Source organism: Lachnoclostridium sp. (assembly GCF_031997925.1).
Classification (GTDB): domain Bacteria; phylum Bacillota; class Clostridia; order Lachnospirales; family Lachnospiraceae; genus Lachnoclostridium.
Genome location: NZ_DAMADT010000021.1, coordinates 1 through 25,853, shown reverse-complemented (window position 1 = coordinate 25,853; position 25,853 = coordinate 1). Strand labels below are relative to the sequence as shown.

Here is a 25,853-nt window from a genome sequence, read left to right as displayed (position 1 = left end):
ATCATACGAGATAACAAAGAGTTTTCTGGTATCGACTTTAATGAAATCTTATATAAAGTTATCAGGGTAGGATTTGATATTTTGTCAGTGAAAGGTACTACCTGTTATGGAATAGCGTCAGCAGCTGTGGGGATTATAAAAGCAATACTTTATGATGAGAATTCCATCCTTCCTGTCTCCACCTTATTGGAGGGGGAATATGGAGAGTTTCATGTATATGCAGGGGTACCATGCATTCTAAATCGTTTCGGAGTGAAGGATGTAGTTGAAGTTAATATGACAGAAGCAGAGTTAGATCGATTCCAAGCCTCTGTTCGTGTTGTGCGGGGAGCTATCGAAAATCTAAAAGATAGAGATAAAAAGGCGTTATCTTTATAAAGGTAATAGGAAATATCACTCGAATTATTGTGAATCTGTTCTAAATTAAGATATTACCATAGCAAGCCAGGTTAAAATTACTAGCTTGCTATTTTTGTGCATTTAGTACAGTTTTGTTTATTAAATAATAAATTTAATAACTATTTTGCAATAAGTTATTGACTATTTCCAAAGTTAGTGTTACTATACAAGTATGAAATAAAGATACATAAAAAAATAAATAATATGAAACATAAATTCATGATATGCGGAATAAAATGAAAGAATATTATTTCAGTTCCTAATACACTTATGGGGTGTAAGTGTGAAGTGAATTTCTAAGGCGCCAAAAGACGCCGCCTAAGAAATTCTAAAGCTTCACATGGGAACGATCTAATTTATGTATCTTATTATCATAATTCAGGAAGGTAGTGTGAAAATAAAAGGAATTTTCCCACTTTTCATTTCTGAACAACGATGGTATTAAAAATTTGGAGGAGGATTTTACTATGAAAAAGATGGTAACATTACTGTTGATTCTGACCATGGTGGTAAGTTCGCTTGCAGCATGTGGTAAGAAAAATGGATCAACTGAAACAGGAACAAAAGATCCCGTAAATGAAGCAACAAGCGGTGCAAAAGAACCTGAAAAACAAGAACCAACCAAAGAACCTGAAAAACAAGAACCTGTTAAAATCAAGATTTTTTACTCTGATAATGCAACCTTACCATTTAAAGAAGATTGGCTTGTAGTAAAGGAAGCTGAGAAGAGATTTAATGTTGATTTCGATTTCGAAGTAATTCCAATTGCAGATTATCAAACGAAAGTTTCCTTAACGTTAAATACAGGAAATAACGCTCCAGATGTCATTCTTTATCAGTCAACACAGGGAGAGAATGCGTCTCTAGCTCTAAATGGTGCTCTAGTACCAATCAGCGATTATTCTGATTATACACCTAACTTTAATGCTCGTGTAGAAGAGTTTGGTTTAACTGGCGCTATGAACTTATTGAATCTAGCAGACGGAAAACGTTATTATATGCCTGGCTTATTTGACGTTCCTTTCTATGATGGTGGACTTATTTTAAGAGAGGATTTCTTAGAGGCAGAAGGATTGGCTGTACCTAAGACATTTGATGATTTATATAATATCTTAAAGGCATACAAAGCAAAGAATCCTGATTCTTATCCTTTAACTATCTTAGCTGGTCCTCGTGTATTATACCGTATGACAATGCCATCCTTTGGCGTTAGTTTAGGTAAGAACGGTGCTGGTGGAAGTAATACCTTAAGTTGGGATTATGAAAAGGGTGAATATTTTGAAGGAGCTATCAGTGATGGCTATAAACAATATATTAGCTACCTTGCAAAACTTTACGCAGAAGGTTTACTTGATCCTGAAATGGCAGATCCAATTGATGGAGATAAATGGTCTCAAAAGATGGCAAGCGGAAAAGCTATGGCTACCTATGCATACTATGATCAGATTGGTGGCGTAACTGCTTCTTCTGAAATAGCAGGCTTTAAATTACAGATGTACCCATCATTAGAAGGACCTGCTGGTGCTCATCATCAGCAAAAGAACCGTACTGGTTCCGGTATTATGTTCCCAGCAGCTACTGCACAAAGAAAAGACTTTGAAAGAGTTGTTAGAACAATTGATGAAGTATTCTTCTCCGAAGAAGGTGCTAAGTTATGGTGCTTAGGAGTAGAAGGCGTTACATATACAGAAGAAAATGGAAAAATCAAATACTCTGATGAATTAGTAAATTCAGCAGAAGGTGTTTACAAGACTCTCCAAGTAAAATACGGCTGTGGTTCTGATGTTACCCAATTAGTATGGGTTAATGAACGTGAAATGACAAAATATGATGAGAATTATGCACGTATCAATAAAGAAGTTGCTGCTATGGGAGATGTTATTCAACAGGTACCTCCAACACCATTATTTGATGATATGAAAGCAGAAGATGCGGGCGTTTTGCAAACTCCATTATTTGATACCTTCAGTGTATGGACAGACGCATTTATAACTGGTAAGAAGAGTGTAGCAAATGATTGGGATGCTTATGTAAATGAGATGAAAACATTAAAAATTGACGAATTCTGTAAGATTTATAATGATAATCTTAACTAAGCTTTCATAATACTGAGGCTACCCTTTAAACTTAAGGGTAGCCTTTTATAAAAAGTATGGGAGGTTTAATATGTCCTTAGAGAAAAAGAAAAGCGAGCAAGTGCAAGTACCTAAGCTAAGAGGCAGTAAACAAAGACATTTTCGTCGTTACTGGCAGCTTTATGCGATGATGGCTTTGCCGATCGTATATTTTATCGTATTCAAGTATGTACCGATGTTCGGTAATATTCTGGCATTCCGTCGTTATAGTCCTGGTAAGGGACCTTATGGGGTTAGCTGGGTTGGATTTAAATATTTTGAAAGATTTATGAAGGATCCCGCTTTTTGGAGAGCTTTTCGTAATACATTTATAATATCGTTTATGAACCTGATTATTAATTTTCCGATTCCGATTATTTTTGCTATTCTTTTAAATGAAGTGAGACATGTAAGGTTTAAGAAAGTTGTACAGACTGTTTCCTATATGCCTAGATTCATATCAACAGTTGTTGTTTTCGCAATCTTGGGAGAATTACTTTCTCCTAGTTCCGGACTATTAAATCTGTTTTTACAGAATGTGTTTGGAATGGAACCAATTTATTTTATGAATGAACCACAGTATTTTAGGTGGCTTTATGTACTTACGGATACTTGGCAATTTACTGGATGGACTGCAATCATTTACTTAGCAGCGATTACTGGAATTAGTGCTGACTTGTTTGAAGCAGCTCAGATTGATGGAGCAAACCGTTTAAAGCAGATTATACATGTAACGATTCCTTCCATTTTACCTACCATCATGGTAATGCTTATCTTAAATGTTGGACGTATGCTAAGTCTTGGGTTTGAAAAGGTGTTATTAATGTATACTCCTTCGAATTCTAGTGTCAGTGATATTATTGATACCTTAGTATATCGTACAGGTCTTTCCAATCAGAATTATTCCTATGCGACAGCGATAGGATTGTTTAGTGGAATTATTGGAGTTGTTTTAGTTTCTACTTCCAATACCTTAAGTAAGAAGTTTACCGGAGATGGAATCTATTAGGAGGTGCCTTGTGAAAAAATATCGTACAAAAGGCAATATCATATTCGACGCAATTATCTACATCATCATGATTTTTGTGCTCTTAGCATGCTTAGTGCCATTTATCTATATGCTTGCGGTATCACTTTCTGATCCAAAGGCAATCGTAAATAATAAAGTTTCCCTTATCCCTATCGGGATTAATTTTAAAGCTTATCAGCAAATATTTACATATCCAAATTTCTTTAGGGCTTATGGGAATACAATTTTTTACACAGGGGTTGGAACTTTAATATCCCTAATTATGACAACACTTTTTGCTTACCCATTGTCAAAACCAAATCTTTGGGGTCAAAAAATAGCAATGAAAATCGTTGTATTCTCCATGTTTTTCTCTGGAGGATTGATTCCGAATTATTTACTGATATCCAGTTTAGGGTTAACAGGAACAAGATTTGCAATGTTACTACCATTTGCTATCAGCCAATTTAATTTAATCATATTAATTAATTTCTTTAAATCACTTCCGACAGAAATCGAAGAAGCTGCACTAATTGATGGTTTGAGTTATTTTGGGGTATTAAGTAAAATCATTGTTCCGCTTTCAAAAGCAGCATTGGCTACGGTTGGGCTGTATACCGCAGTATTTTTCTGGAATGACTGGTTTAATGGTTTAATTTACTTAGATACAAAACAGTACCCAGTTATGCTATTTTTAAGAAACATTGTAAATGGAACCACAATGGTTGGAGATGCTGCCGGTTCTGCGGATAAAGCAACAATTGCAATATCCATTAAGTCAGCAGTAATTATAACCTCCACGTTACCAATTATTATTTTATATCCATTTTTACAGAAGTATTTTGTGAAAGGACTTACTGTTGGTTCCGTTAAGGGCTGATGAAATAGAGAGGTAAAGACTATGGTTGAATTAAATATTTTAGATACCGAGCAAAAAAATGAACGTACAAAAAATATCGACATTCTTTCTACATTGGAAGTCCTAAAACTAATGAATGATGAAGATAAAAAAGTAGCTTATGCAGTGGAAAATGAGTTAGAAAATATCCAAAAAGCAGTCGACATAACTTATGAAAAGATGGCAGCTGGAGGACGTTTGATTTACTCTGGTTGTGGAACTTCTGGTCGACTTGGAATCCTAGATGCAGTGGAATGTCCTCCTACCTTTGGAACTGATCCAGAATTAGTTCAAGCATTAATTGCGGGTGGTATGATGGCATTTGTGAAAGCGGTAGAGGGTGCGGAAGACAATCAAGAATTAGGGGCAGAGGATTTAAAAGCAATTGGATTTTCAGAGAAAGATATTTTGGTTGGTATAGCAGCAAGTGGAAGAACTCCGTATGTAGTTGGGGCTGTATCTTATGCAAAAAGTATTGGAGCGAAGACCATAAGCTTAACTTGCTGTACGAACTCAACGTTAAACTCGCTTACGGATGTATCGATTACTCTTCAGACTGGTCCTGAAGTAATCACTGGCTCAACTAGATTAAAGAGCGGTACAGCTCAAAAGATGGTTCTAAATATGCTTAGTACCTCGGTTATGATTAAGCTTGGAAAAGTTTATGGGAACTTAATGGTGGATTTAAAGGCTACGAATGAAAAGTTAGTAGAACGAGCGGTAATGATCGTTAGGACTATAACGGAGGCAGATGATTTTACTGTCAGACAAACTTTAGAAGCTTGTGATTTTTCTGCTAAAACTGCAATTGTAATGCTAAAATGCAATTTAACTGCAGCTAAAGCAGAAGAAGCAATCAACAAAGCAAGAGGACATATATCCAATATAATATCTTTATAAATTAGACCCTGTGGCTGCGGCAGACTTCAGAACTCTTTTCCAGATACTTTTCAACAGAGGGATAATTCTTATTGGCAAGGCTGGTAAAGAGTAAGTCTACTATGGTTAACTGTGCGATACGACTACTCATAGCACCGCTTCGATAATTAATTTCAGGAGCAGAAATATAAACAGAGTAGTCTGCACTAGCGACCAGAGGACTCTTGGTATACCGAGTGATTGCTATGGTAGGGCAATTAGATTTTTTCGCTAAGTCCATAATTTCAAGCATCTCCTTGGTTGTTCCGGAATAAGAAAAGATAACCGCTACATCTTCAGGGCGTGCATTTGCACCATAAACAAGCTGCGTATGCATGTCATAGCTAAAATTTGCATTTTTATTTATACGAAGTAATTTTTTACAAAAATCATCGGCTACTAAAGCAGATGCACCAACACCAAATAATTTAATACAGGAAGCTTTTGATAATATGGAGACAACTTTTTTTAGAGTATCATAATCAATTAACTTGATGGTATCTTCGACTGCTTGAAGTGTTGTGTTACGAATGGTGTTACACATTTGTTCCAGTGTACTGTGTTTTTTTATATCGGAGAAGTCGGAAGTATCACTAATTTCCGACGTGGAGCTGTTTAATTCCATAAAGAGACTCTTTTTTAAGTCTTTTAAACCATCAAATCCAATTGCCTTACAAAAACGAATCCAGGTTACCTGGCTAACTCCGGATTCTTCTGCAAGGCGTGCAATTGGAATAGAGAAAATATTCTCGATATTATTTAAAAAGTAGGTAGCTACTTTTCTCTCAGAATTATTTAGGGAATCCATGATACTCCTGGTTTTGATTTCAATATTAGTCATATAAATCCTCCATTCTGATGCTTTATATTGTTATTTTACCCATGACGACCGCATGACTGGCGCCAGTTGCGGAGGGAACATTATTGGTGTTACCAAAGATTGTTTCATTCGCTAAGATGGCAAAAGCTACAGCTTCCTTTGCATTGCTGTCAAATCCGATGTCTTCATTGGTCATTACCTTACACATTGGTAGACTTTCGGCAATGAATTTCATAAGAGTATTATTTTGACTACCACCACCGCCTACGATTAATTTGCTAGGAAGCTTAGGGAGGTTCTGTAATACATTGATCTCAATTGCTTTTGCGGTAAACATCGTTGCTGTTGCTATGATATCTGGAAAGGATAAATGATAAGAGGCTGCCTTTTGACAAAGTTTATCGACAAACGAAACACCATAATATTCTCTTCCAGTTGTTTTTGGAGGTTTCGCATAAACATAAGGGTCTTTTAATAACCAATCAAGTAGTTCATCATGAACGGTACCACTTGCAGCAATGTTACCTCCATCGTCGTAGGTTTGCTGCATGTTTGTGAAAATAGATACTAAGGAGTCAATAATCATATTGCCAGGGCCAGTATCAAAAGCAAGGGTGTGTTCCATATCACCACTAGCTGGTAAGAAGGTTATGTTACCAATGCCTCCGATATTTTGTAAGGCGATGTTCTGGCCAGCCTCACTGTAGAGTAAGAATTCAGAGTAAGGAACCAATGGAGCTCCTAATCCCCCTGCAGCCATATCGCGAACGCGAAAGTCAGCAATGACTGGACACTTCATGGTTTCACTAATTACTGCAGCTTCTCCAATCTGTAAGGTAGAGGTGATTTTCTGACCAAAGTATTCTTCTTCTATTGGTTGGTGATAAATCGTATGGCCATGACTACCTATAAAATCGATCATAGAAGGTAAAATATTTGCCTTTTTACATACGGATAAGCATGCGTTTGCTGATAACTTACCAAGGAGAAAGTTCATTTTACTGATTTCATAACTACCACCAAAGTTACCAGAGGCAATCTGTAACAAAGCCCCGCGTAATTCATTCTCATATGGGATTGTAATGAAGTCAATTAACTGAACTTTTGTATGAATTCCAGATCCGCTTATTTGTACGAGAGCGGCATCAATGCCATCCGTACATGTTCCACTCATTAAACCAATGGCTAATCTTTGTTGTTTACTTGTTAATTGTATCAGCTTGTCCATAATTGCACGTTCCTCCATATATGTATTGTTTTGGATTATTGAAAAATTATTGATTTGAATTATTGAAAAATTATTGTTTTGGATTATTGAAAAATTATTGATTTGTATTGTTGATTAAATATTGATCTGTATTGTTTTGCGATTATTAATCGTTGATCTGTATTTCGATTGTTTGGTGATTACTAAATATAATACAAAATATAAAAAAATGTCATGTAATTTAATTACATCATATGATGAATATTATGTAACTATTTAACTATAAAATAAAGGAGTTGTCAATATATTATGATTTTAAAAGGGATAGATAATCTAAAGTCTTATGATGCAACCTTTAAAAATAAGCGTTTAGGGTTGATTACTTCCATATCTGGAGTCGATAATAATTTAAATTCAACTATAGATATTCTACATGAAAGGTACCACATAACTGCTTTGTTTGCACCAGAGCATGGGGTTAGAGGGGATAAGGATGCCGGACAGACGGTAGCAACTTATACGGATGAAGAAACAGGATTACCTGTTTATAGTTTATACCGAGAGGACTCCAAACGATTTACGAAAGAGATGTTAGAAAATGTGGATGCCATAGTTTATGATATTCAAGATCTCGGAGTTCGTTATTATACATTTATTTCAACGATGATTTATGCGATAGAGGACTGTGCGAAATTCGGGAAAGAATTAATTATTTTAGATCGACCGAATCCACTTGGCGGAGAAACAATAGATGGAAATGTACTGGAGCCGGAATATAAAAGCTTTATTGGAGCATATCCGATTGCAACTCGCTATGGATTAACGATTGGTGAGCTTGCTAACATGGTAAATGAGGAAGAAAATCTTGGCTGTAACCTTACCATTATTCCATGCTCTGGGTTAAAAAGAAGCGCACTATTTCCGGAGCTAGGGCAGACCTTTATTATGCCAAGTCTAGGTATACCAAGATTTGATACAGCTCTATTATATACCGGAACTTGTCTGTTTGAAGGAACCAATGTTTCAGAAGGTAGAGGGACTTCTTGTCCGTTTGAGATCATTGGCGCACCATATATTGATTCAAAACGTTTACTCACATATTTAAGAACCAAGAACTTACCAGGTGTTGCATTTACACCAGCTTATTTTACCCCAACTAGTTCAAAACACAAAGGGGAGTTCTGCCAAGGAATTCATATACACATTACGGATTATCATAGTTACGAAAGCTATAAAACAGGTCTTGTGGTATTAGAGGCGATAAAAAACCTGTTCCCTGAGAAGTTTTCTTTCATAGAACCAGTTTCTGAGGGGAAAAAACCTTTTATAAGTCTACTTGCGGGTAGTAACATTTTTGAAAAGGAAAATTGGAGTAGTATAGAAATCTTAGAGAAAAATCAAGTACAACTAGAGATGTTTAAGAATAGAAAAGAAAAGTATCATCTTTATCAGTAGAGAAGTTAGGATAGAAAAGAATTATCAGTAGGCTGAAACTATAGAATAGTCAAAGTGGATATTCGCAATCCGCTTACGCTACCAGTTCTTCCTCATTGCCACTACGTGGCATTTCAGCAGGAATTGAACTCCTGTTGAAACAGGGAAGTCCTTCCCCCCGCTTAATGAAGCGGAGGACTTCCCTAAAGAGGTTAAATAGTTTTTATGATACATTGAATTAAATAATGAATAATCACCAGATTGATAAAAACGTATGCTATTTTTGCTTAGATAATAAGGACTGATGGAAGTCGAATTCATTTCGGTTTGGCGTGATTAGGGTCTGTTCGGAACATGCTAGCCTTTAAGCATAGAATAGTGTGGAATTGGAGGAGAATTATGGACTTATCAATAAGAGAAAAAGTTGGTCAACGAATTGTAGCAGGATTTCCTGGTACCACAATTGATAGCGAATTAGAGGATTTTATTCGCACCTATAAGATCGGAAATTTCATTTTGTTTAAAGAAAATATTGTAAATGCAACTCAGTTAAGTAATCTATGTGAAGGATTACAGCAACTTACGAAAAAATATACCGGACATAGAGCATTTATAACAATAGACCAAGAGGGTGGTATGGTAACAAGACTATCAGAGGATAGTGTTAACATTCCTGGTGCAATGGCAATTGCTGCAACTAAGGATGAAAATAATGCTTATCTGGCAGGAAAGGTTACCGGTCAACAATTGAGAACCTTAGGGTTTAACTTTGATCTAGCACCAGTAGCAGATATCAATTCTAATATGGATAATCCAGTAATTGGGGTGAGAAGTTATGGTGATGAACCGGAACAGGTTGCAAAATACTGCGTAGCTATGATGAAGGGGCTTACAGATGGAGGGGTTTTAGCTTCGGCGAAGCATTTTCCAGGACATGGAGATACCAATGTAGATTCTCATCTTGGATTACCGCAAGTACATAAGTCTTTAGAGGAAATGAAGCAGTGCGAATTAGTTTCATTTAAAGCACTGATTGATGCAGGAATACCAGCAATCATGTCATCCCATATCATTTTTCCAGCCTTAGAAGAAAGTCTTCCAGCAACGATGTCAAAAAAGATTATCACAGGACTCTTAAAAGAGACGCTTGGATTTAAAGGGTTAGTTATTAGTGATTGTATGGAAATGAGTGCGATTAAGAAATATTATGGTTCGATTGAAGGAATCAAGCATGCGATTGAAGCTGGTGTTGATTTAATCTTTGTATCGCATACCATGAGTGTTGCAAGGGAAGCCTCTGATGTATTAACAAGTATGTATGAAAAGGGCGAATTATCCATGGATGATATGGATGCATCCATTCATAAAATCATGTACTATAAAGATAAATATTTATGCAATGAGAACGGAAAGCATGATACAAATGAATTTGATGTAAAGGCTGGAATTGAATTTTCAAAAGAGCTTCTTAAAAAGAGTTTTACCCCAATTCAAATGCCTAGCAGTAAACTACCGGTAGTTGATCATAATTCCCTATTTTTTGGATGTACGCCATTTAGGGCTACCAATGTATCTAACTCAGAAGAAGGAGCTTTTCATTTTGCAAATTATATGGCAAAGTATTTTCATGGAAATGGTATTTTAACCTCACCACAACCGACAGAGGAAGAGATGGAAGCGTTAATTCAACCAATGAAAGAAGCAAGTACTGTTGTCATCGCATCGTATAATGCTCATTTATATAAAGAACAGCTGAAACTCATTGAACTTGCGGCAGAATCTAATGTAAACGTCATTGTTTTTGCACTTAGAAATCCATACGATTTAAAAGATTTGCCAGCTAATGTGTATGGTATTGCGGCCTATGAGTATACCATGAAAAGTGTAGAAGCATTGGCAGAATATATGAAACAACCATATGAACTGGGTGGAAAATTACCTGTAAAGATGTGAGCAACTAGGATTTAAGAAAAAGAGTACTACATAGAGTACTACAAAGAGTACTGCAAAGAGTACTACAAAGAGTACTACAAAGAGTACTGCAAAGAGTTACTACAAAGAGTTAAGAGATATAGAAAAAGAATTTTTAGTATCTATAGATTTATAGCTTATCCATATGAATGAAATAGAAAGCAGTATGCAAAATAATAGTAAAATAATTAATTGAGGGAGGGGGCAGGAAATTGGAATATGTGGTAGGATGGGACGGCGGTGGTACTAAAACATTAATGAAAGTATTGGATATGGATGGGAATACCGTTCTGTGTGCGAAAGCTGGTTCTCTTAATTATAACAGTAATCCAAAAGAAGAAATTAGAAAAACCATCAATACCTTAATTGCGAAGTTACAAAACCTATCTGAGGAATTATCCGATTGTAAAGGAATATTTATTTCAGCAGCAGGGATTAGTAACAAAGAAGCAGCCTCATTTCTCACTTCTAGCTTAGAGCAAAGTGGTATTCAATGTGAGATTAGCATAGTTGGTGATCATGAAGCCGCACTGTATGGAGCATTCGGAAAACCTGAAGGTATCATTCTTATAAGCGGGACTGGTTCCATCTGTTTTGGAATGAATCAAAATGGACTAAAAATAAGAACCGGTGGATATGGACACTTGATCGACGATGAAGGCAGTGGTTATGCAATAGGAAGAGATATTCTATCTGCAGCGGTGCAAATCTATGATCAACGTGTTAAAAATAGTAACTTGTTGGATTTGGTTTATGAAGCATTAGGAGTTCAATCCGTGGAAGAAATTATTCAATACGCTTATCAGTCAAACTGGAATAAAGCATGTATTGCATCACTTTCTCCTATAATTATAAAAGCGCTGAAAATGAATGATCCTTGTGCGAAAGCTATCTGTGAGAAAGCTTCCAATGAACTGGTAAAACTGGTATTACCAGTTGCTAAGAAGTTAACTCTTAAGGAAGGGAAGATAGCATTACTGGGTGGAATACTAACTCATTATGAACCAATTAAAAATATGGTGGTTGAGAGATTGGCTAATGAATTACCAGATTTAAAGATAGTTGAACCAATGTATGATAGTGCAACAGGAGCGGCAATCATCGCACGACACCATTATTTAAAAGAGTACAAAGGAGGTAGTTGTCATGGCTGATATGTTAGTGAATTTATTGGATATGGAGGATTATCATAAGGATATCGAAAGATTAAAGGCAGAAGGAATAGAAATATTTCGAGCATTAGCACCGGATAAGTTTCGAATTATTGAATGGGTAAAGGAGCACTCTAGTATCAACGCTGTGGGAGAATGTGACAAGTGTTTTTCAAATCAGCCCATTTCCTGTTTTATTGCTGCAAAAGGTAGTAAGATACTTGGTTATGCTTGCTATAATGCAACCGCTCCGGACTTCTTTGGTCCAACGAAAGTGTTAGAAGAGTGTCAGGGTCAGGGAATTGGAAAGGCATTATTATTACGTTCCTTACATGCTTTAAAGGATGAAGGATATAATTACGCCATTATTGGAGGTATTGGACCTGCAAAGTTTTATGAAAAGTGTGTTAATGCAGTACTAATAGAAAGTTCAAAAACTCACAATACATATGAACATTATTTAACAGGAATTGAGAGAAGAGAGTTACAGTAAATGTTCATAATATAGGAGACTATTACAACACATAGTTATAGTAAGGTAATCAGGCTAAAAAAGATACAGGAGTGTATCTTTTTTTAGCCTGATTGTATCTAGGCACATAAAACCATCGGCTATATGATTTTAGGGTAGGTAAAGTTTACTTATATGATAAGGTGTTCTTTATGAAAAGATTAAGAGTTGAGAGAATTTATAGTGGTAGTTAATTTATTTTGAAAATAATAGTAGCTAATGAAAATAATGGTTGACATCTTAGTAATAAAGTGCTAATCTAGACAGAAATTATCTTAAGGAGTCAGATAAACATGAGAAATTTTGTATACGTCATTTCCGTCGATATTTTAGAACAAAGACATTAACTGTGGCTATTTTGCATAGTCACAAAGAGATGTCTTTTGAGACTATGCGGTTAAGACGATACAATACGATATAGTTGTAGTTTAAAACCGCTATTAGAAACGTAACAGGATTATTTTATTCTGAAACGTTAGAGATAGTGGTTTTTTATTACTTTTCTTTATGATCTGGCTAACTAGGGAGGAGAATATATGGAACAGAAAATGATAATTCTAGCAAGGAACTTATCCAAAACATTTCGCGTAAAAGAAAAAAGTAAAGGGCTTAGGGGGAGCCTTCTCTCCATCATAAAGCCTAGCTATAAAGAAATAAAAGCGGTGGAGGATATTAATTTTAATATAGCAGAAGGTGAGATTATAGCATTCATTGGACCAAATGGCGCTGGAAAAAGTACTACAATTAAAATGTTAACCGGAATTCTTTATCCAAGTGCCGGTGAAGCTTTGGTGGAAGATATCAATCCATGCAAAAAAAGAAAACAACTTGCTTATAAGATTGGTACCGTATTTGGGCAAAAGGAGCAGTTATGGACACATTTGACTCCATATGATAATTTCAAGTTCTTTGGAGCAGTGTATGATATCGCAGAGGAGGAAGTAGAAAACCGCATAGAGGAATTAAAAAGTACATTTGAACTAAGTGAGTTTATCAATACTCCGGTAAGAAATTTATCCCTTGGACAGCGGATACGATGTGAGATAGTAGCATCCCTGATACATAAGCCCAAGATATTATTCTTAGATGAGCCAACAATTGGGCTTGATCCAGTGGTAAAGGAAAATATCCGTACATTGATTAAGAAGATGAACAAAGAATATGGTATGACAGTTTTTCTAACCAGTCATGATATTGGTGATATAGAGAAATTATGCAAGAGAATTATTATAGTAAATCATGGGAAGATTGTTCTCGATGATTCGATGGAGAAGGTAAAGTACCATTATCTTGATAAGAAAATAATTGAGATAAAGATGAAGGATGAGATAACGCTTCCAAGAATGGAAGGGGTTAGAGTACTGAAAAGTAAGGGTGTGAATTTAAAGCTTGAAGTAGATACGAAGGTTATAACCATTCAGGAAGTTTTAAAGTGGCTTGATACAGATAACTTGATGGACATTACAATCTCCAATATACCACTAGAGAACATTATTACTCAGATATATAAAGAAAAAAGCTGATTTAATAAGACTTTTGAGTAGTGTTATATAATTTTTTCTCCTTCTATTTATAGTAGGATCGCATTATTCATTGTAATCAATAGTGATTGATAGATTTAAAAATAAAAGAATTATGTTTGAATACCCATAATGTTTCATTCAAGAGAAGGCGCGGAGCGTCAGAATCGAGGTAAAATGAGAAAATATCTATTTATTTATAAAACAACCGTAATGGAAGCCTTACAATATATAGTTAATATCTTTTTGGGATTTATATCTTTCTTTCTTGTTATATTTATATTTTTAAATCTTTGGCAATACATTTATTCGGATCCGTCAAACATTATCAATGGCTACTCGATGACACAGATGATCTGGTATGTCATACTTACAGAAATCATGTGGTTTGGTAATCGAAATGGATTACTGACAAACCAAATTAGTAGTGACATTAAAAGTGGTTCGATCGCCTATGGTCTAAACAAACCATACAACTATCTTTATTATACAATTGCAAAACATTTTGGTGATGTAACGATAAAACTGTTCTCATATTTAGTGATTGGTATTTTAATGGGGCTATTATTTGCAGGCAGATTATCAAGCTTTCAATTTCAATATCTTCCTTTCATTGCAATTACGTTTATACTGGGCTTATTTGTGAATGCTCTGATCCGTATTGCAATCAGCATCAGTTCCTTTTGGATAGAAGATGCAAAACCAATCCATTGGATGTATGATAAATTGATTTTAGTTATCGGAACATTGTTTCCTGTAGAGATGTTTCCTATCTGGCTTCAACCGATAATTAAGTGCTCTCCGATTTTTGTAATTACTTACGGTCCAGCTAAGTTAATTATTGATTTTAGTATGGAGATGTTTCTTCAGGTAGTTTTTGCACAGATTATCTATATAGTAATTGTTGTTTCGATATTAGCTCTATTATATCAGAGAGGGGTGAAGCGATTAAATGTTAACGGTGGCTAAGAAAGAATTAAAAATAGTATGGTTATCTGTAAAATATAATGTGATGAGGGAAATGATTAATCGTGCCAGTTTTCTAATGAATGTTATCTTTATGATCTTAAATAATGCTAGCTTTATTATTCAATGGATGATTTTGTTTCAGTTAAAGAAAGACATCGGAGGATATGAAATGAATGATGTTTTGACCCTTTGGGCACTAACAGCAAGTACTTTTGGAATATCCCGCATCTTTTTTTGTGGAGCTTTTCAACTACCAAATTTAATCATGAATGGCAAATTAGATGCCTTTTTGGTCCAGCCAAAGAATACCTTGCTTAGCGTTTGCTGTTCTAGTATCAGTACCTCAGCGATTGGAGATCTTCTTTATGGATATTTGGTTATCATCCTATTCAATTTTAGTATCCAAAGACTTTTATTATTTACCTATTTTACAGTGCTAGGTGGAATTACTCTGACGGTATTTGCTGTTATTGTAGGAAGCTCATCCTTTTTGATTGTTAGAGGGGATATTCTAGCGGATAATCTAAACGGAGCGATGATTAATTTTTCTACCTACCCAGAAGGAATATTTAAAGGTACCGTTCGATTCTTGCTATATACCATTATTCCAGTTGGAATTGTAAATTATCTACCAATCTTAGTACTAAGAGAATTTAAAATGATTTATCTTATTGCTGTTACAGCATTTGCAGTAGTTTTAACAGTTCTTGCTTTTTGGGTATTTGAAAAAGGATTAAAAAGATACTCCTCTAGTAATTTAATGAGTGCTAGAATATAATTAAGAATACTAAAATAAGATAGATCAATGGAGGGAGCCAAATGAAGTATATCTCAATTGCAGAAGTGCTTACATTAAATCAAAAGATTAAGGAGGCAGAGTTGCCTTACCAGATACATCTAAGAGATGCTTGTGGGAAACAATCCCTATGGATTGAGTGCTTAAACGAAGATAAGAACGATCAAAATAGACAGATGTTAGACGATTTATTAAAGGAGTATTTTCATTCTTTGCATTTTACCTTGGAATTTAGTGAAGATAGGATGAACTTCTGGATAGCGGCGAAGTAAAATTCTACACCATTCGAATGTTATAAAATTAGTGAGAATGAAGTAAGAAAAGAAGTAAGAAAAGAAGTAAGAAAAGTAGTAGGAAAAGTAGTAGGAAAAGAAATAGAGAAAGTAGTAAGGAAATTAGTAAGAAGAGTAGTAAGGAAGAGAAGTAATAGAAATAGTAAGAAAAGAAGAGCACATCAGGAGTTATCCTCCTTTCGTGCTCTTCTTAAGTAATATATTTAAATAATTAATTTATGCAATTATTTACCTGGGTTAATTACGCCCTGAACATCTTCGCTATCAACGTTTGTATGATCAACAATTAAAACGCCTGTATCGACAATTTTGTTTTCTACTTTTCCGCCATTTGCTAACTCAAGAGCAGTCTTAACACCGTCATATCCCATCATATATTGACGCTGAACGATAGAAGCAACATCATATTCACCACCACGGATCATTTGCTCAATTTCCTTAGAGAAGTCGAAACCGACCATTGTTAAGTCACTACGTTTTGCTTCTGTTATACCAGTTACGAAACCTACAGTGGAACCATTGTTAGGACCAAATACACCGATTAGGTCTGGGTAAGTAGTTAAGAAGTCCTGACAGAAAGCAACAGCCTTGCTGATATCACCATCATTAATCTTAATATCGTCATTTAAAACTTTCCAAGCAGCTGGTGCATTCTCGCCCCAGTACTCATTAAATCCCTTAAGACGATCATTGATTGCCATAGAACCTGTAGAACCAGCCTGGATAGCGATGCTTCCTTCTTTATCTTCTGCAACACCTCTAGCTTTTAATCTAGCGATCATTTCTTTTGCAGCCATTCTACCAGCTTCAACGTTATCTGTCATAAGAGCTGTACTGTAATCTTCTCCTTCAACGCTGGAGTCAATTAAGACAATAGGAGTACCTGATGTAAACTGTTCTGAAATAGGATTTTTTAATGCAGTTCTGTCAAGTGGAGCAACTACGATTGCATCAGCTTTTGCTGAAATAGCATCCTGAATGTAACGAACTTGACCTTCGATATCAGATTCAGCAGCAGTACCAACGATAACTACTTTACATCCAAGATCTTTTCCTGCTTTTTCAGCACCAGCCTGAACAACAGACCAATACTGGTTACCAAGAACCTTAACGATAACATAAACTGTTTTTTCACCTTCAGAGCTATCTTTGCTCTTGTCTGTGCTTCCACATGCTGTAAGGCTGAATACCATTACAAGGGCAAGCATCATGCTTAATAATTTTTTCATAATCATCCTCTTTCCGCGCTACATTAGATGAAAATCTAGTTTGCGGTTGCAGCGCTGATACAAACTAGATGAGTGAAAGAGATATCTTTCGCTCGTAACTTCTTTTCAGTTACTTTCTGATTTTTTATAGTTACCGATTATTTATGTAATAAACGGTTTACTATTGTCTTAAATGGAGATGAACCGGAAGAGCCATTTTTACGTTGACGGTACATCTGTCTAGCAACTGCAAGTACTAGAATTAAACCGATGATAACCTGTTGCCAGAATGAGTTAACCTTTATAAGGTTAAGACCATTACGGATAATACCCATCATTAAAGCACCAATAACAGTATTTAGGATAACACCTTCACCACCTGAAATGGAGATACCACCAAGAACAGCAGCTGCAATCGCTTCCATCTCGTAACCAGTACCTGCGGTAGGCTGAGCGGAACTTAAACGAGAAGTAACTAAAATACCACAGATAGCTGCAGAAAGACCACTGATACAATAAGCAAAGATACGTGTTTTTACTACGTTAATGCCAGACAATTTTGCTGCCTCTAAGTTAGAACCACATGCATAAATCTGACGACCAATTCTTGTTTTAGCAAGTACAACACCAAGAATTAATGCATAAACGAGTGCGATAATAACACTGTATGATAAACCAGATGAGAAACGACCACCACCAAGTTGATAAAATTGTTTTTGAACTGCTTCACTTGGAATAGAAGTAGTGTACACTGGTGCACCATTTACGATAGCATTGGCAAGACCTCTGTAAACCCATTGTGTACCAAGGGTAGCTACGAAAGGTATAACACCAAGAATTTCGATAAAAAATCCGTTCATGATACCAGTAAGAACACCCATGGTTAAGCAAACTAAAATACCAATCCATAGAGGAACGCCTTGCTTAAGCATTAGAACAACGATAATACCAGAGAGAGCCATAGATGCGCCTGCTGATAAGTCGTTACCACCGCAGACAAGACAAAATGTTAAACCACAACCAATGATTGTGTAGGTTACGATCTGTTGTAAAAGGTTCTGCATATTGTTAGCGGATAAAAACTGATCCGGCTTCAATATAGCAAATATAGTAAATAATAAAACGAGTACGAGGGATGAAGAAATTGCTCGTTTAGTGGATACTCCAAGATTACTGTAAAAACCAACTTTGCTGTTACCAGCTTTGTCGGCTACTCCATTTGTTTTAGTATTAGCCATGATAAAAACTCCTTAAGAAATTGTAGGGGCTGGTTTTCCTTCCAGCTTGTTATAACCTGCGGCAAGATAGAGGATCTCTTCCTGAGAGGTCTTTTTAGCATCCAATTCACCATTGATACTTCCTTCGTGAATTACCAGAACACGATCGCTCATTCCAAGAACTTCTGGAAGTTCAGAAGAAATCATAATAATTGCAACACCAGAATCGCTTAGTTTATTGAAAATTTGATAAATTTCAAATTTAGCACCTACGTCAATTCCACGTGTTGGTTCATCCACGATTAGAACTTTAATATCATTGCACATCCATTTGGATAAAACAATTTTTTGCTGATTACCGCCAGAAAGCTGACCGGCAGGTTTTCTTAAGGTAGGTGTCTTTGTATTCATAAGTCTTCTATATTTTTCAGCGTTTTTAGCACCTTCTTTATCGTTTATGAACCCAAATCTTGATAGTTCATGCAGATGTGCCATATTGGTATTGTACTCTATGTCGAGGTCAAGAGCTAAACCATCGTACTTACGGTCTTCTGTTGCATAAGCAAGTCCATGTTTAATGGCCTGAGCTACAGATTTAATAGTAACCGGCTTACCATCCAGAGATAATTCCATAGAATCTGCTTTATCAGCTCCGAAGATGCATCTCATGATTTCGGTTCTACCAGCTCCTACAAGTCCTGATATTCCAAGAATTTCACCTTTATGAACCTTAAAATGATCAACATTTACTTTATTTCCACGATGAAGATTGCGTACCTCAAGTGCGACATCTCCAATCTTACGTTCGTATTTTGGAAATTTGTCTTCAAGGGAACGTCCAACAATCATGTTAACCAATTCATCTAAAGTAATGTCGCTTAGGCTTCTTGTGCCGATATATTGTCCATCTCGAATAACTGTAGCACGTTCACATATTTGCTTAAGTTCATCCATACGATGAGAAATATATACCATTCCGACACCTTTTTTTTGCAGATTACGAATAATTACAAATAATTGTTCGATTTCACGCTCTGTTAGTGTTGCTGTAGGCTCATCCAATACTAAAATTCTTGAATTATAAGAAATAGCTTTTGCTATTTCCACCATTTGTTGCTGCGCAACACTTAAAGTGGATACCATTGTATGCGTATTAATATTAATGCCAAGATTATCAAGAATCTTTTTCGCTTCGCGATGCATCTGTTTGTCACTGATAAATCCTCCTTTTACTGGGGGACGCCCAATAAAGATATTATCTGCAACTGTTAAATGGCGGCAAAGTGTCAATTCTTGAAATATAATACTGATTCCAAGTTCGTGTGCTTTTGCAACAGAATCAATCACTACTTTTTCATTTTCGATATAAATATCGCCTTTATCAGCTTGATAAACACCGGTCATAATTTTCATCAATGTGGATTTTCCTGCACCATTTTCTCCAACTAGGCCGTGAACCTCACCTTTGTTGACAGATAAGGTTACATTATCCAATGCTTTTACACCGGGGAATGATTTGCTGATACCCTCCATACGAAAAAGTTCTTCGCTCATCCTCTCACCTCATATTTTTCTTTGAGTTGTGTTATTTTGAAAAGTTACCGTGTTCGATAACGTTACTCACTGATTATAGGTTAGAATGTCAAATTTGTCAACAATATGTACAAAAAAATCTTTTTATGTCAAAAATGGATGTAGTATTTTTACATATTCAACAAGAATATAATAGGATTGTTGTGATGAATATGATAAAATTGTTATTCTATGTTAACGATAACGCTGTAACAATAATGAATACCCGAAATTGTCGCAAAATAAAATGTTTATTTTTTAACGTAAGGTATGGTAATCAGATTATTTTTGGTGATTTGCAAAAAGTGTGAAGGAAAAGAAGGTTAAGAACAAACAAAAAAAGATTATTACTTATTAATATAAGAAATTATAGATGTATTAATAAGGTAGCTGTGCGATATTTATATTACAGTGCATAGCTACCTTAAGATATTCAGATTTATTATTGATTTAGCTCTAAGATATTCAGTATTTGATTTAAATCTAAGATATTCTGTTTAGTGAGCTAGTTTAAGGTACTCTAAGTATTCTTTGTTTGTGAAATGGTGTTTGTGAAATGGGGCTAAAATATGGTAAGATTAATATGGATATTATATCTATATTATGAAGCATCGTAAGAGTATATCATGTATCGATCCCTAGTATCATTACTATGAATAGCATAAACTTCCACGTCTTTTTCTAGTTGAAAAGGAGTTTGTTGATTTAAAAAATTTGTATATTCCTCATCTGGATAATATAGAATTAAGGATACCTTCCGAGGATATTTAAGTACAGAGTCTAAAATGTGGTGAACAACGCTACTAAAGATAGGAAAGGAAAAAGGATTAAAAAAATAAAAAACCGAATCGTTCTCACCAACCTCATAAGCGGTAGCATAGATGGATTCAAATTGAATTTCTTCTTTTTTAGAGCTATTGTAAGATTCTAAGTTTTTTATAGCACACTGATAAAAATCATCATTATATTCAACACCGACAGTCTTACAATGAAACCTATGATGAATATAAAAATTCAACCGACCTTTTCCACAGCCAAAATCAACAAGAATATCGTCTTTACTTAGCGGATAGGCATGAAAGAGTTGGTCGAGCACCTCATAAGGGGTAGGTTCATATCGATGAAAATGATAAGTATCTTTCCCATCTCGTTGAATACCTTCTGTTTGAATGTTTAGCAATTTATCCATAAAACACCTCGTTTTTTATCTATATTATATCAAAAAAATTGAAAGTGGGTAGCAAATACCAATGATATCGCCATTGTTTGTCTCTTTTTATAATGGTATAATAATCAGCAAATCAAATTTTATTCATATAATTCAAGAAATGTGTTGATATGCTGGAAGATTTATTTTAACATATCAATATAAGTAATTTTAAATTCTAGCAAACTAATTGAAAGATTAGGACGCAAAGCTATGGGTCTAAGGATATCATAATATCAATGATTGCCAGGTTGCATAAGTGAATCCAGGTGAAAAATCTGGATTTTTTCATTTTAACCTCATCAGGGAAGCCCTCCGCTTCTTTAAGCGGGGTTCAATATACATAGGTAATATTGCCATGCCATTGGATTCGTTACTAAGGAAAGAATACGAGAATCCTTTTGTTATGACTTGATTGTTAATAAATATTAGTAATGGAAAAGGACTTGCATGGAGAAGTATATGCTAGACAAAATAAAAATAAAATTTAAGATAATTTTAATTATGGGGGTAGTATTATCAATTACCATAATTGCTAATTATGCAATTAGTGATCATTTATTAAAGGATGAGTTAACGAAGGCATTTTCAAAAGAAGTGTTATCTACTACGAGGGGATTACGCGCACAAGTTGTACGTATGCTATACGCTGGTATTGATATAACCAAGATTGATGAATTTGATGAACAAAGTATTGCAGCATTTGAAGAAACAGAGAATTTAAAATTTGCTATTACCTTTGATTTGGATGGGAACATTTTGTTTCATAGCGGTATCAATTGTGATAAGATGTTAGAAAATATCGTCAGCAATATAAGAAATTTGGATGTTATCGATGGAGTTATTGATACGATCGAATGTAATAATGAGGAATATTACATATGTAGCCTACCTATCACAGTAAGGGGTGAAACTAATTCTTATATTGTAGCTGGATATTGCAGTAAAAGCTACGAAGGACCAGTAAAGTTTTTTTCTTTATCTACGTTTGTTATAGCGATCGTAATATTATTGATAGCTATGGCTATTAGTATTTATTTATTAAATCGATGGATTACAAAACCTTTAATTAAGCTTCATAAAGCAACGAAAGATATTTTGGTCAATGGTATGGAAGGGGTCTCAGAAGTTGAAATAAGTCAAAAAGATGAAATAGGAAAGTTGGCGGATTCCTATAATCAGATGATTGATTATATAAGATTGAGTACAGTTTCTAAAAGCTATTTAAGTAATATCATATCTAATATTTCCGATGCTTTGGTGGTTACTGATGCTAATTTGTGTATCGAAACTGTGAATGAAGCAACGAAAAAAATGTTTGGATATACAGAAGAAGAATTGATTGGATCTTCAGTTTCCATATTTTTTCCTCAAATTCAAGAACAAGTGGTAGAACATTGGAAAAATACAATCATAACACATAGACAATATAGTGATTACGAGGTGATTATTCACTCGAAAGGGAAGAATGCAATTCCTGTATTAATTAGTAGTACAGTAATGACAGAAGAAAACTCGGGTCAAGTTCATTTTGTTTGTATAGCAAAGGATATATCGGAGCGTAAAAAATCAGAGGAATCAATACGTTATCAAGCAAATCATGACATGTTAACTGGGCTTAGTAATCGATATGCTCTTGAGAATAAAATCCAAGCGTGTTCGAAAATGATATTATTTTACCCAGAGGAAATGTCGATGTTTTTGTTTCTAGATTTGGATAAATTTAAAATAGTCAATGATGTGTGTGGTCACCATGCTGGAGATGAGTTGATTAAGCATCTCTCTTTAATGATGAAACAAAATCTTAGAGAACAAGATACCCTTGCACGTATTGGTGGAGATGAATTTGGTGTGCTATTAAATGGAATAAGTCAAGAGGAAGGCTTAAAAATTGCAGAAGATCTGTGCGAGTTAGTGAAAAAATTCCGTTTTATATGGGAAGAAAAAGTATTTACCTTAGGTGTTAGTATTGGTGCTGTGATTATAAACAAAGATTTATATGAGGTACCAAAGGTGATATCAGCAGCAGATCAGGCTTGCTATATCTCAAAGGAAAAAGGAGGAAATCGGGTACAACTATTTAGTGAATCGGAACAGGAATTTTCTCTTAGAGAGGAAGAAATGCAGGTAATGCCAAGCATAACAAAGGCATTTGAGGAAAATCGTTTTCTTCTGGTCTATCAAGACATCGTTCGAGTATCCGATACGGTTTTAGTCGGATATGAAGCATTGATTCGTTTGAAAGATGAACAGGGGCAGCTAGTATCTCCTGGAACTTTTCTACCTGCAGCACAACGTTATAATAAATTGACGGACATTGATCGTTGGGTAATAACAAACTTTTGTAAAAACTATGCTTCTAGGCAGAATGATTCCATAGAGAATGATTTTATATATAACATCAATATTTCAGCAACATCAGTTAATGCAGAAGGCTTTCTTGAATTTATTTGTTATCAGTTTGAACAATATCAGGTGCAACCACAGCGTGTATGTTTTGAGATAACTGAAACTTCTGCGGTTTCAAATTTTGTGAAAGCGAAAGATTTTATTCAAGAACTTAAGAAGTTAGGGTGCAGATTCGCTCTCGATGACTTTGGAAGTGGATTGTCTTCCTTTACTTATTTAAAATATCTGCCAGTTGATTATATAAAGATAGATGGAGTTATTGTTAACGACATCGATACGAACAAAATAGATTATGCATTGGTTTCTTCTATTAATGAAATAGCTCATCTAATGGGAATGAAGACAATAGCAGAATATGTAGAGAGTGAGGCTATTTTTAATTGCTTACGTGAGATAGGTGTTGATTATGCGCAAGGATTTTGGGTGGGTGAACCAAAGTGGTTACCTAATATGGTATAAATAGTTAGCAGGCAAGCTTAGGCTTGTCTGCTTTTTTAATATCTCATAAAAATTTATAGTATATAGAAGTTTGCTTAACATAATATATATTCAAAGAACTTTTATTAAATTTTAGTTTATTCTACATTAACTAATTGTTCTATATGATTTATAACATATACAACAAGAAAACGGAATGGCATAGCTTTCGAAGAGTGAAAGTATGAAACTTAGCAAAAAGTTTCATACTTTCTTTTTGAAAACATTCCTTCTCAGTATCCGTGTGAAAGAAAATTAAAAATTTTCTTTCACACTTCTCATATGGAATTGTTTAGAGTATAATGGATTGCATTACTGACATTTGTTATTTGGAGGAAATCCCATGATTCATGATATCGAACCACATATATTAAGGAACGAATACAAAAATATTAAGCCACAAGAAAAAGATATATGTGTTTGGTTTTCGAAAGGAGAGGTACTTTTATCAAAGGATACGGAGTGCCCTTTTCCTACGTTTGAAGAATTAATTGATTTAAAGCCAACACTAAGCGATATGCTATATGAAGAAGCAGAGTACTTATTTCAAATAGATGACCAGGCATTTTTTCTTTGGGTACATGATAATTTAGAAGAACTACCAACAGAATATCAATTTGAAAAACAAGAAGCATTTCGTACATTGATGCCAAAACATTACGCTTTTGCAGGAATTACAGCTTGCCAGCTCTATCGATTTAGGTTAAATAATCGATACTGTGGAAGATGTGGAGAAGCGATGAAACATAGTCTTACAGAGCGTGCTTATATCTGTGATGCTTGTGGTAAGGTTACTTATCCGACGATTTCTCCAGCAATCATTGTTGCAATTACCAATGGAGATCGGTTACTATTAACCAGATATGCAAGAGGAAATTATAAAAGGTATGGTTTAGTAGCAGGATTTGTAGAGATAGGAGAAACATTTGAAGAGACTGTGAAACGTGAGGTAATGGAAGAAGTCGGTTTGAAGATTAAAAATATACGCTATTATAAAAGTCAACCTTGGTCATTCTCCGATTCTATGATGATTGGTTTTTATGCAGATTTAGCTGGAGATGATAAGGTTACATTGCAAGAGGATGAGCTTGCGGAAGCCACCTGGTTTTCTAGAGATGAGATTCCTTATAGCGAGATTAGTATTAGTATTGCACAAGAATTAATTGAGAATTTCCGTAATGGGACTCATACAGAGAAATGATACAATAGCTTTTGGAAAGTAAACATCTATGATAGAATTTCTGATGTATAGGTGAAACAAAACTATTTTTTCATTGTTGACATATGGAAAATCATATGTTACATTATTTGCTAACAATCATAATCTAATAGTAGGATAAAAAATACATTGTGATATGATTGATTGAAAGAAGGAAGGTATCTATTGTGTTGATAAGTCCGATGTCAATTCTAAATAGGGACGATGATAGATAGCGCTTGCAGCTTTGAAATGTTATGATAGCCGACGGTTTTCATTTCATCATAGGTGTAAGCGCTTAAAGTGTTGCACCTATGTGGAGGAATTGATGTCGGCTTTTTTATATGTAACAAGGGAATTGGCTTGCTAATTCATCTTGTTTACAAGGATAAGTTTGCAAAGTGTGCTTTTTCTTGTAGGGGAGATGGGACGTAAGTCTCCTTAGAATAGTCCTAGGCTATATAAAAAAGTTGATTTGAAAAGGACCACATTGGTAATTATTTGAACCGACCCCCAAAAGTTAGACCAAAAATCTAACGATTGGGAGGTCGGTTT

At 35.0% G+C, this 25,853-nt stretch carries 20 protein-coding genes, 1 pseudogene and 1 riboswitch; of the genes and pseudogenes, 15 read left to right on the top strand and 6 right to left on the bottom strand.

All coding sequences use genetic code 11. The features are described from left to right. The 5 genes and pseudogenes from ldh to murQ all read left to right on the top strand — a co-directional run. Positions 1-378 (top strand): annotated as a pseudogene (gene ldh / locus RTP52_RS13485) (L-lactate dehydrogenase); the annotation flags it as partial. Between the two features lie 488 nt (positions 379-866). Beyond that, positions 867-2,495 carry an extracellular solute-binding protein gene (locus RTP52_RS13480; protein ID WP_312105739.1) on the top strand — a complete coding sequence of 543 codons (1,629 nt, stop codon included), beginning with the start codon at positions 867-869 and terminating at the stop codon, positions 2,493-2,495. Between the two features lie 70 nt (positions 2,496-2,565). Then, positions 2,566-3,522, top strand: coding sequence for an ABC transporter permease (locus RTP52_RS13475; RefSeq protein ID WP_312105737.1), 957 nt, complete (start codon positions 2,566-2,568; stop codon positions 3,520-3,522). 10 nt (positions 3,523-3,532) lie between these two features. After that, positions 3,533-4,402 (top strand): carbohydrate ABC transporter permease, encoded by an 870-nt coding sequence (locus tag RTP52_RS13470; RefSeq protein ID WP_312105735.1) that lies wholly within the window; start codon positions 3,533-3,535, stop codon positions 4,400-4,402. Positions 4,403-4,423: 21 nt separating this feature from the next. After that, the gene (gene murQ / locus RTP52_RS13465; RefSeq protein ID WP_312105733.1) at positions 4,424-5,320 is read left to right on the top strand and encodes an N-acetylmuramic acid 6-phosphate etherase; all 897 of its coding nucleotides are present in this window, start codon (positions 4,424-4,426) and stop codon (positions 5,318-5,320) included. Between the two features lies 1 nt (position 5,321). Here the strand turns inward: murQ and RTP52_RS13460 are convergent, their stop codons facing one another. Next, complete coding sequence (locus RTP52_RS13460) at positions 5,322-6,179, bottom strand: MurR/RpiR family transcriptional regulator (protein ID WP_312105731.1); 858 nt, start codon at positions 6,177-6,179, stop codon at positions 5,322-5,324. 22 nt (positions 6,180-6,201) lie between these two features. Then, positions 6,202-7,386 carry an anhydro-N-acetylmuramic acid kinase gene (locus RTP52_RS13455; RefSeq protein WP_312371981.1) on the bottom strand — a complete coding sequence of 395 codons (1,185 nt, stop codon included), beginning with the start codon at positions 7,384-7,386 and terminating at the stop codon, positions 6,202-6,204. A 288-nt stretch (positions 7,387-7,674) separates the two neighbouring features. On the opposite strand from RTP52_RS13455, the gene RTP52_RS13450 reads away from it, so the two are divergent. The 8 genes from RTP52_RS13450 to RTP52_RS13415 all read left to right on the top strand — a co-directional run bounded on the left by RTP52_RS13450 (position 7,675) and on the right by RTP52_RS13415 (position 15,989). After that, positions 7,675-8,820, top strand: coding sequence for a DUF1343 domain-containing protein (locus RTP52_RS13450; protein WP_312371980.1), 1,146 nt, complete (start codon positions 7,675-7,677; stop codon positions 8,818-8,820). A gap of 378 nt (positions 8,821-9,198) precedes the next feature. Further along, positions 9,199-10,752 carry a glycoside hydrolase family 3 protein gene (locus RTP52_RS13445; RefSeq protein WP_312371979.1) on the top strand — a complete coding sequence of 518 codons (1,554 nt, stop codon included), beginning with the start codon at positions 9,199-9,201 and terminating at the stop codon, positions 10,750-10,752. A gap of 239 nt (positions 10,753-10,991) precedes the next feature. Then, on the top strand, positions 10,992-11,924 hold the full coding sequence (locus RTP52_RS13440) for an N-acetylglucosamine kinase (protein ID WP_312372030.1): 933 nt from the start codon (positions 10,992-10,994) through the stop codon (positions 11,922-11,924). Next, positions 11,917-12,414: a GNAT family N-acetyltransferase gene (locus RTP52_RS13435; protein ID WP_312105724.1), complete on the top strand. Its 498-nt coding sequence runs from the start codon at positions 11,917-11,919 to the stop codon at positions 12,412-12,414. The genes RTP52_RS13440 and RTP52_RS13435 overlap by 8 nt, the downstream gene beginning before the upstream one ends. A 554-nt stretch (positions 12,415-12,968) precedes the next feature. Continuing rightward, entirely contained in the window at positions 12,969-13,955 is a 987-nt protein-coding gene (locus RTP52_RS13430) for an ABC transporter ATP-binding protein (RefSeq protein WP_312371978.1), read from the top strand. Positions 13,956-14,129: 174 nt separating this feature from the next. Further along, positions 14,130-14,921, top strand: coding sequence for an ABC transporter permease (locus tag RTP52_RS13425; RefSeq protein ID WP_312371977.1), 792 nt, complete (start codon positions 14,130-14,132; stop codon positions 14,919-14,921). Next, positions 14,905-15,699 (top strand): ABC transporter permease, encoded by a 795-nt coding sequence (locus tag RTP52_RS13420; RefSeq protein ID WP_312371975.1) that lies wholly within the window; start codon positions 14,905-14,907, stop codon positions 15,697-15,699. The genes RTP52_RS13425 and RTP52_RS13420 overlap by 17 nt, the downstream gene beginning before the upstream one ends. 41 nt (positions 15,700-15,740) lie before the next feature. Continuing rightward, positions 15,741-15,989 carry an RDAC family protein gene (locus tag RTP52_RS13415; RefSeq protein ID WP_312371974.1) on the top strand — a complete coding sequence of 83 codons (249 nt, stop codon included), beginning with the start codon at positions 15,741-15,743 and terminating at the stop codon, positions 15,987-15,989. A 245-nt stretch (positions 15,990-16,234) separates the two neighbouring features. On the opposite strand, the gene RTP52_RS13410 is transcribed toward RTP52_RS13415, so the two are convergent. The 4 genes from RTP52_RS13410 to RTP52_RS13395 all read right to left on the bottom strand — a co-directional run bounded on the left by RTP52_RS13410 (position 16,235) and on the right by RTP52_RS13395 (position 21,196). After that, a complete protein-coding gene (locus RTP52_RS13410) occupies positions 16,235-17,239 on the bottom strand; it encodes an ABC transporter substrate-binding protein (RefSeq protein ID WP_312371972.1) in 1,005 nt (334 codons plus the stop codon). Positions 17,240-17,376: 137 nt separating this feature from the next. Then, entirely contained in the window at positions 17,377-18,456 is a 1,080-nt protein-coding gene (locus tag RTP52_RS13405; RefSeq protein WP_312371971.1) for an ABC transporter permease, read from the bottom strand. Between the two features lie 12 nt (positions 18,457-18,468). After that, positions 18,469-19,989 carry a sugar ABC transporter ATP-binding protein gene (locus tag RTP52_RS13400; protein ID WP_312371970.1) on the bottom strand — a complete coding sequence of 507 codons (1,521 nt, stop codon included), beginning with the start codon at positions 19,987-19,989 and terminating at the stop codon, positions 18,469-18,471. 619 nt (positions 19,990-20,608) lie between these two features. Further along, positions 20,609-21,196 (bottom strand): SAM-dependent methyltransferase, encoded by a 588-nt coding sequence (locus tag RTP52_RS13395; protein ID WP_312371969.1) that lies wholly within the window; start codon positions 21,194-21,196, stop codon positions 20,609-20,611. Between the two features lie 188 nt (positions 21,197-21,384). Then, positions 21,385-21,473: riboswitch (cyclic di-GMP riboswitch) on the top strand. Between the two features lie 203 nt (positions 21,474-21,676). On the opposite strand from RTP52_RS13395, the gene RTP52_RS13390 reads away from it, so the two are divergent. Both RTP52_RS13390 and nudC read left to right on the top strand, forming a co-directional pair. Beyond that, a complete protein-coding gene (locus RTP52_RS13390; RefSeq protein WP_312371967.1) occupies positions 21,677-24,082 on the top strand; it encodes a bifunctional diguanylate cyclase/phosphodiesterase in 2,406 nt (801 codons plus the stop codon). A 361-nt stretch (positions 24,083-24,443) separates the two neighbouring features. Continuing rightward, positions 24,444-25,301: an NAD(+) diphosphatase gene (gene nudC, locus RTP52_RS13385; RefSeq protein ID WP_312371966.1), complete on the top strand. Its 858-nt coding sequence runs from the start codon at positions 24,444-24,446 to the stop codon at positions 25,299-25,301. Positions 25,302-25,853 lie beyond the last annotated feature (552 nt).

Bases quoted from the DNA above. Each gene is read 5' to 3' on its own strand.
- RTP52_RS13480 (WP_312105739.1), top strand. From the start codon at position 867: ATGAAAAAGATGGTAACATTACTGTTGATTCTGACCATGGTGGTAAGT.
- RTP52_RS13475 (WP_312105737.1), top strand. From the start codon at position 2,566: ATGTCCTTAGAGAAAAAGAAAAGCGAGCAAGTGCAAGTACCTAAGCTA.
- murQ (WP_312105733.1), top strand. From the start codon at position 4,424: ATGGTTGAATTAAATATTTTAGATACCGAGCAAAAAAATGAACGTACA.
- RTP52_RS13460 (WP_312105731.1), bottom strand. From the start codon at position 6,179: ATGACTAATATTGAAATCAAAACCAGGAGTATCATGGATTCCCTAAAT.
- RTP52_RS13455 (WP_312371981.1), bottom strand. From the start codon at position 7,386: ATGGACAAGCTGATACAATTAACAAGTAAACAACAAAGATTAGCCATT.
- RTP52_RS13450 (WP_312371980.1), top strand. From the start codon at position 7,675: ATGATTTTAAAAGGGATAGATAATCTAAAGTCTTATGATGCAACCTTT.
- RTP52_RS13445 (WP_312371979.1), top strand. From the start codon at position 9,199: ATGGACTTATCAATAAGAGAAAAAGTTGGTCAACGAATTGTAGCAGGA.
- RTP52_RS13435 (WP_312105724.1), top strand. From the start codon at position 11,917: ATGGCTGATATGTTAGTGAATTTATTGGATATGGAGGATTATCATAAG.
- RTP52_RS13430 (WP_312371978.1), top strand. From the start codon at position 12,969: ATGGAACAGAAAATGATAATTCTAGCAAGGAACTTATCCAAAACATTT.
- RTP52_RS13425 (WP_312371977.1), top strand. From the start codon at position 14,130: ATGAGAAAATATCTATTTATTTATAAAACAACCGTAATGGAAGCCTTA.
- RTP52_RS13420 (WP_312371975.1), top strand. From the start codon at position 14,905: ATGTTAACGGTGGCTAAGAAAGAATTAAAAATAGTATGGTTATCTGTA.
- RTP52_RS13415 (WP_312371974.1), top strand. From the start codon at position 15,741: ATGAAGTATATCTCAATTGCAGAAGTGCTTACATTAAATCAAAAGATT.
- RTP52_RS13410 (WP_312371972.1), bottom strand. From the start codon at position 17,239: ATGAAAAAATTATTAAGCATGATGCTTGCCCTTGTAATGGTATTCAGC.
- RTP52_RS13405 (WP_312371971.1), bottom strand. From the start codon at position 18,456: ATGGCTAATACTAAAACAAATGGAGTAGCCGACAAAGCTGGTAACAGC.
- RTP52_RS13400 (WP_312371970.1), bottom strand. From the start codon at position 19,989: ATGAGCGAAGAACTTTTTCGTATGGAGGGTATCAGCAAATCATTCCCC.
- RTP52_RS13395 (WP_312371969.1), bottom strand. From the start codon at position 21,196: ATGGATAAATTGCTAAACATTCAAACAGAAGGTATTCAACGAGATGGG.
- RTP52_RS13390 (WP_312371967.1), top strand. From the start codon at position 21,677: ATGCTAGACAAAATAAAAATAAAATTTAAGATAATTTTAATTATGGGG.
- nudC (WP_312371966.1), top strand. From the start codon at position 24,444: ATGATTCATGATATCGAACCACATATATTAAGGAACGAATACAAAAAT.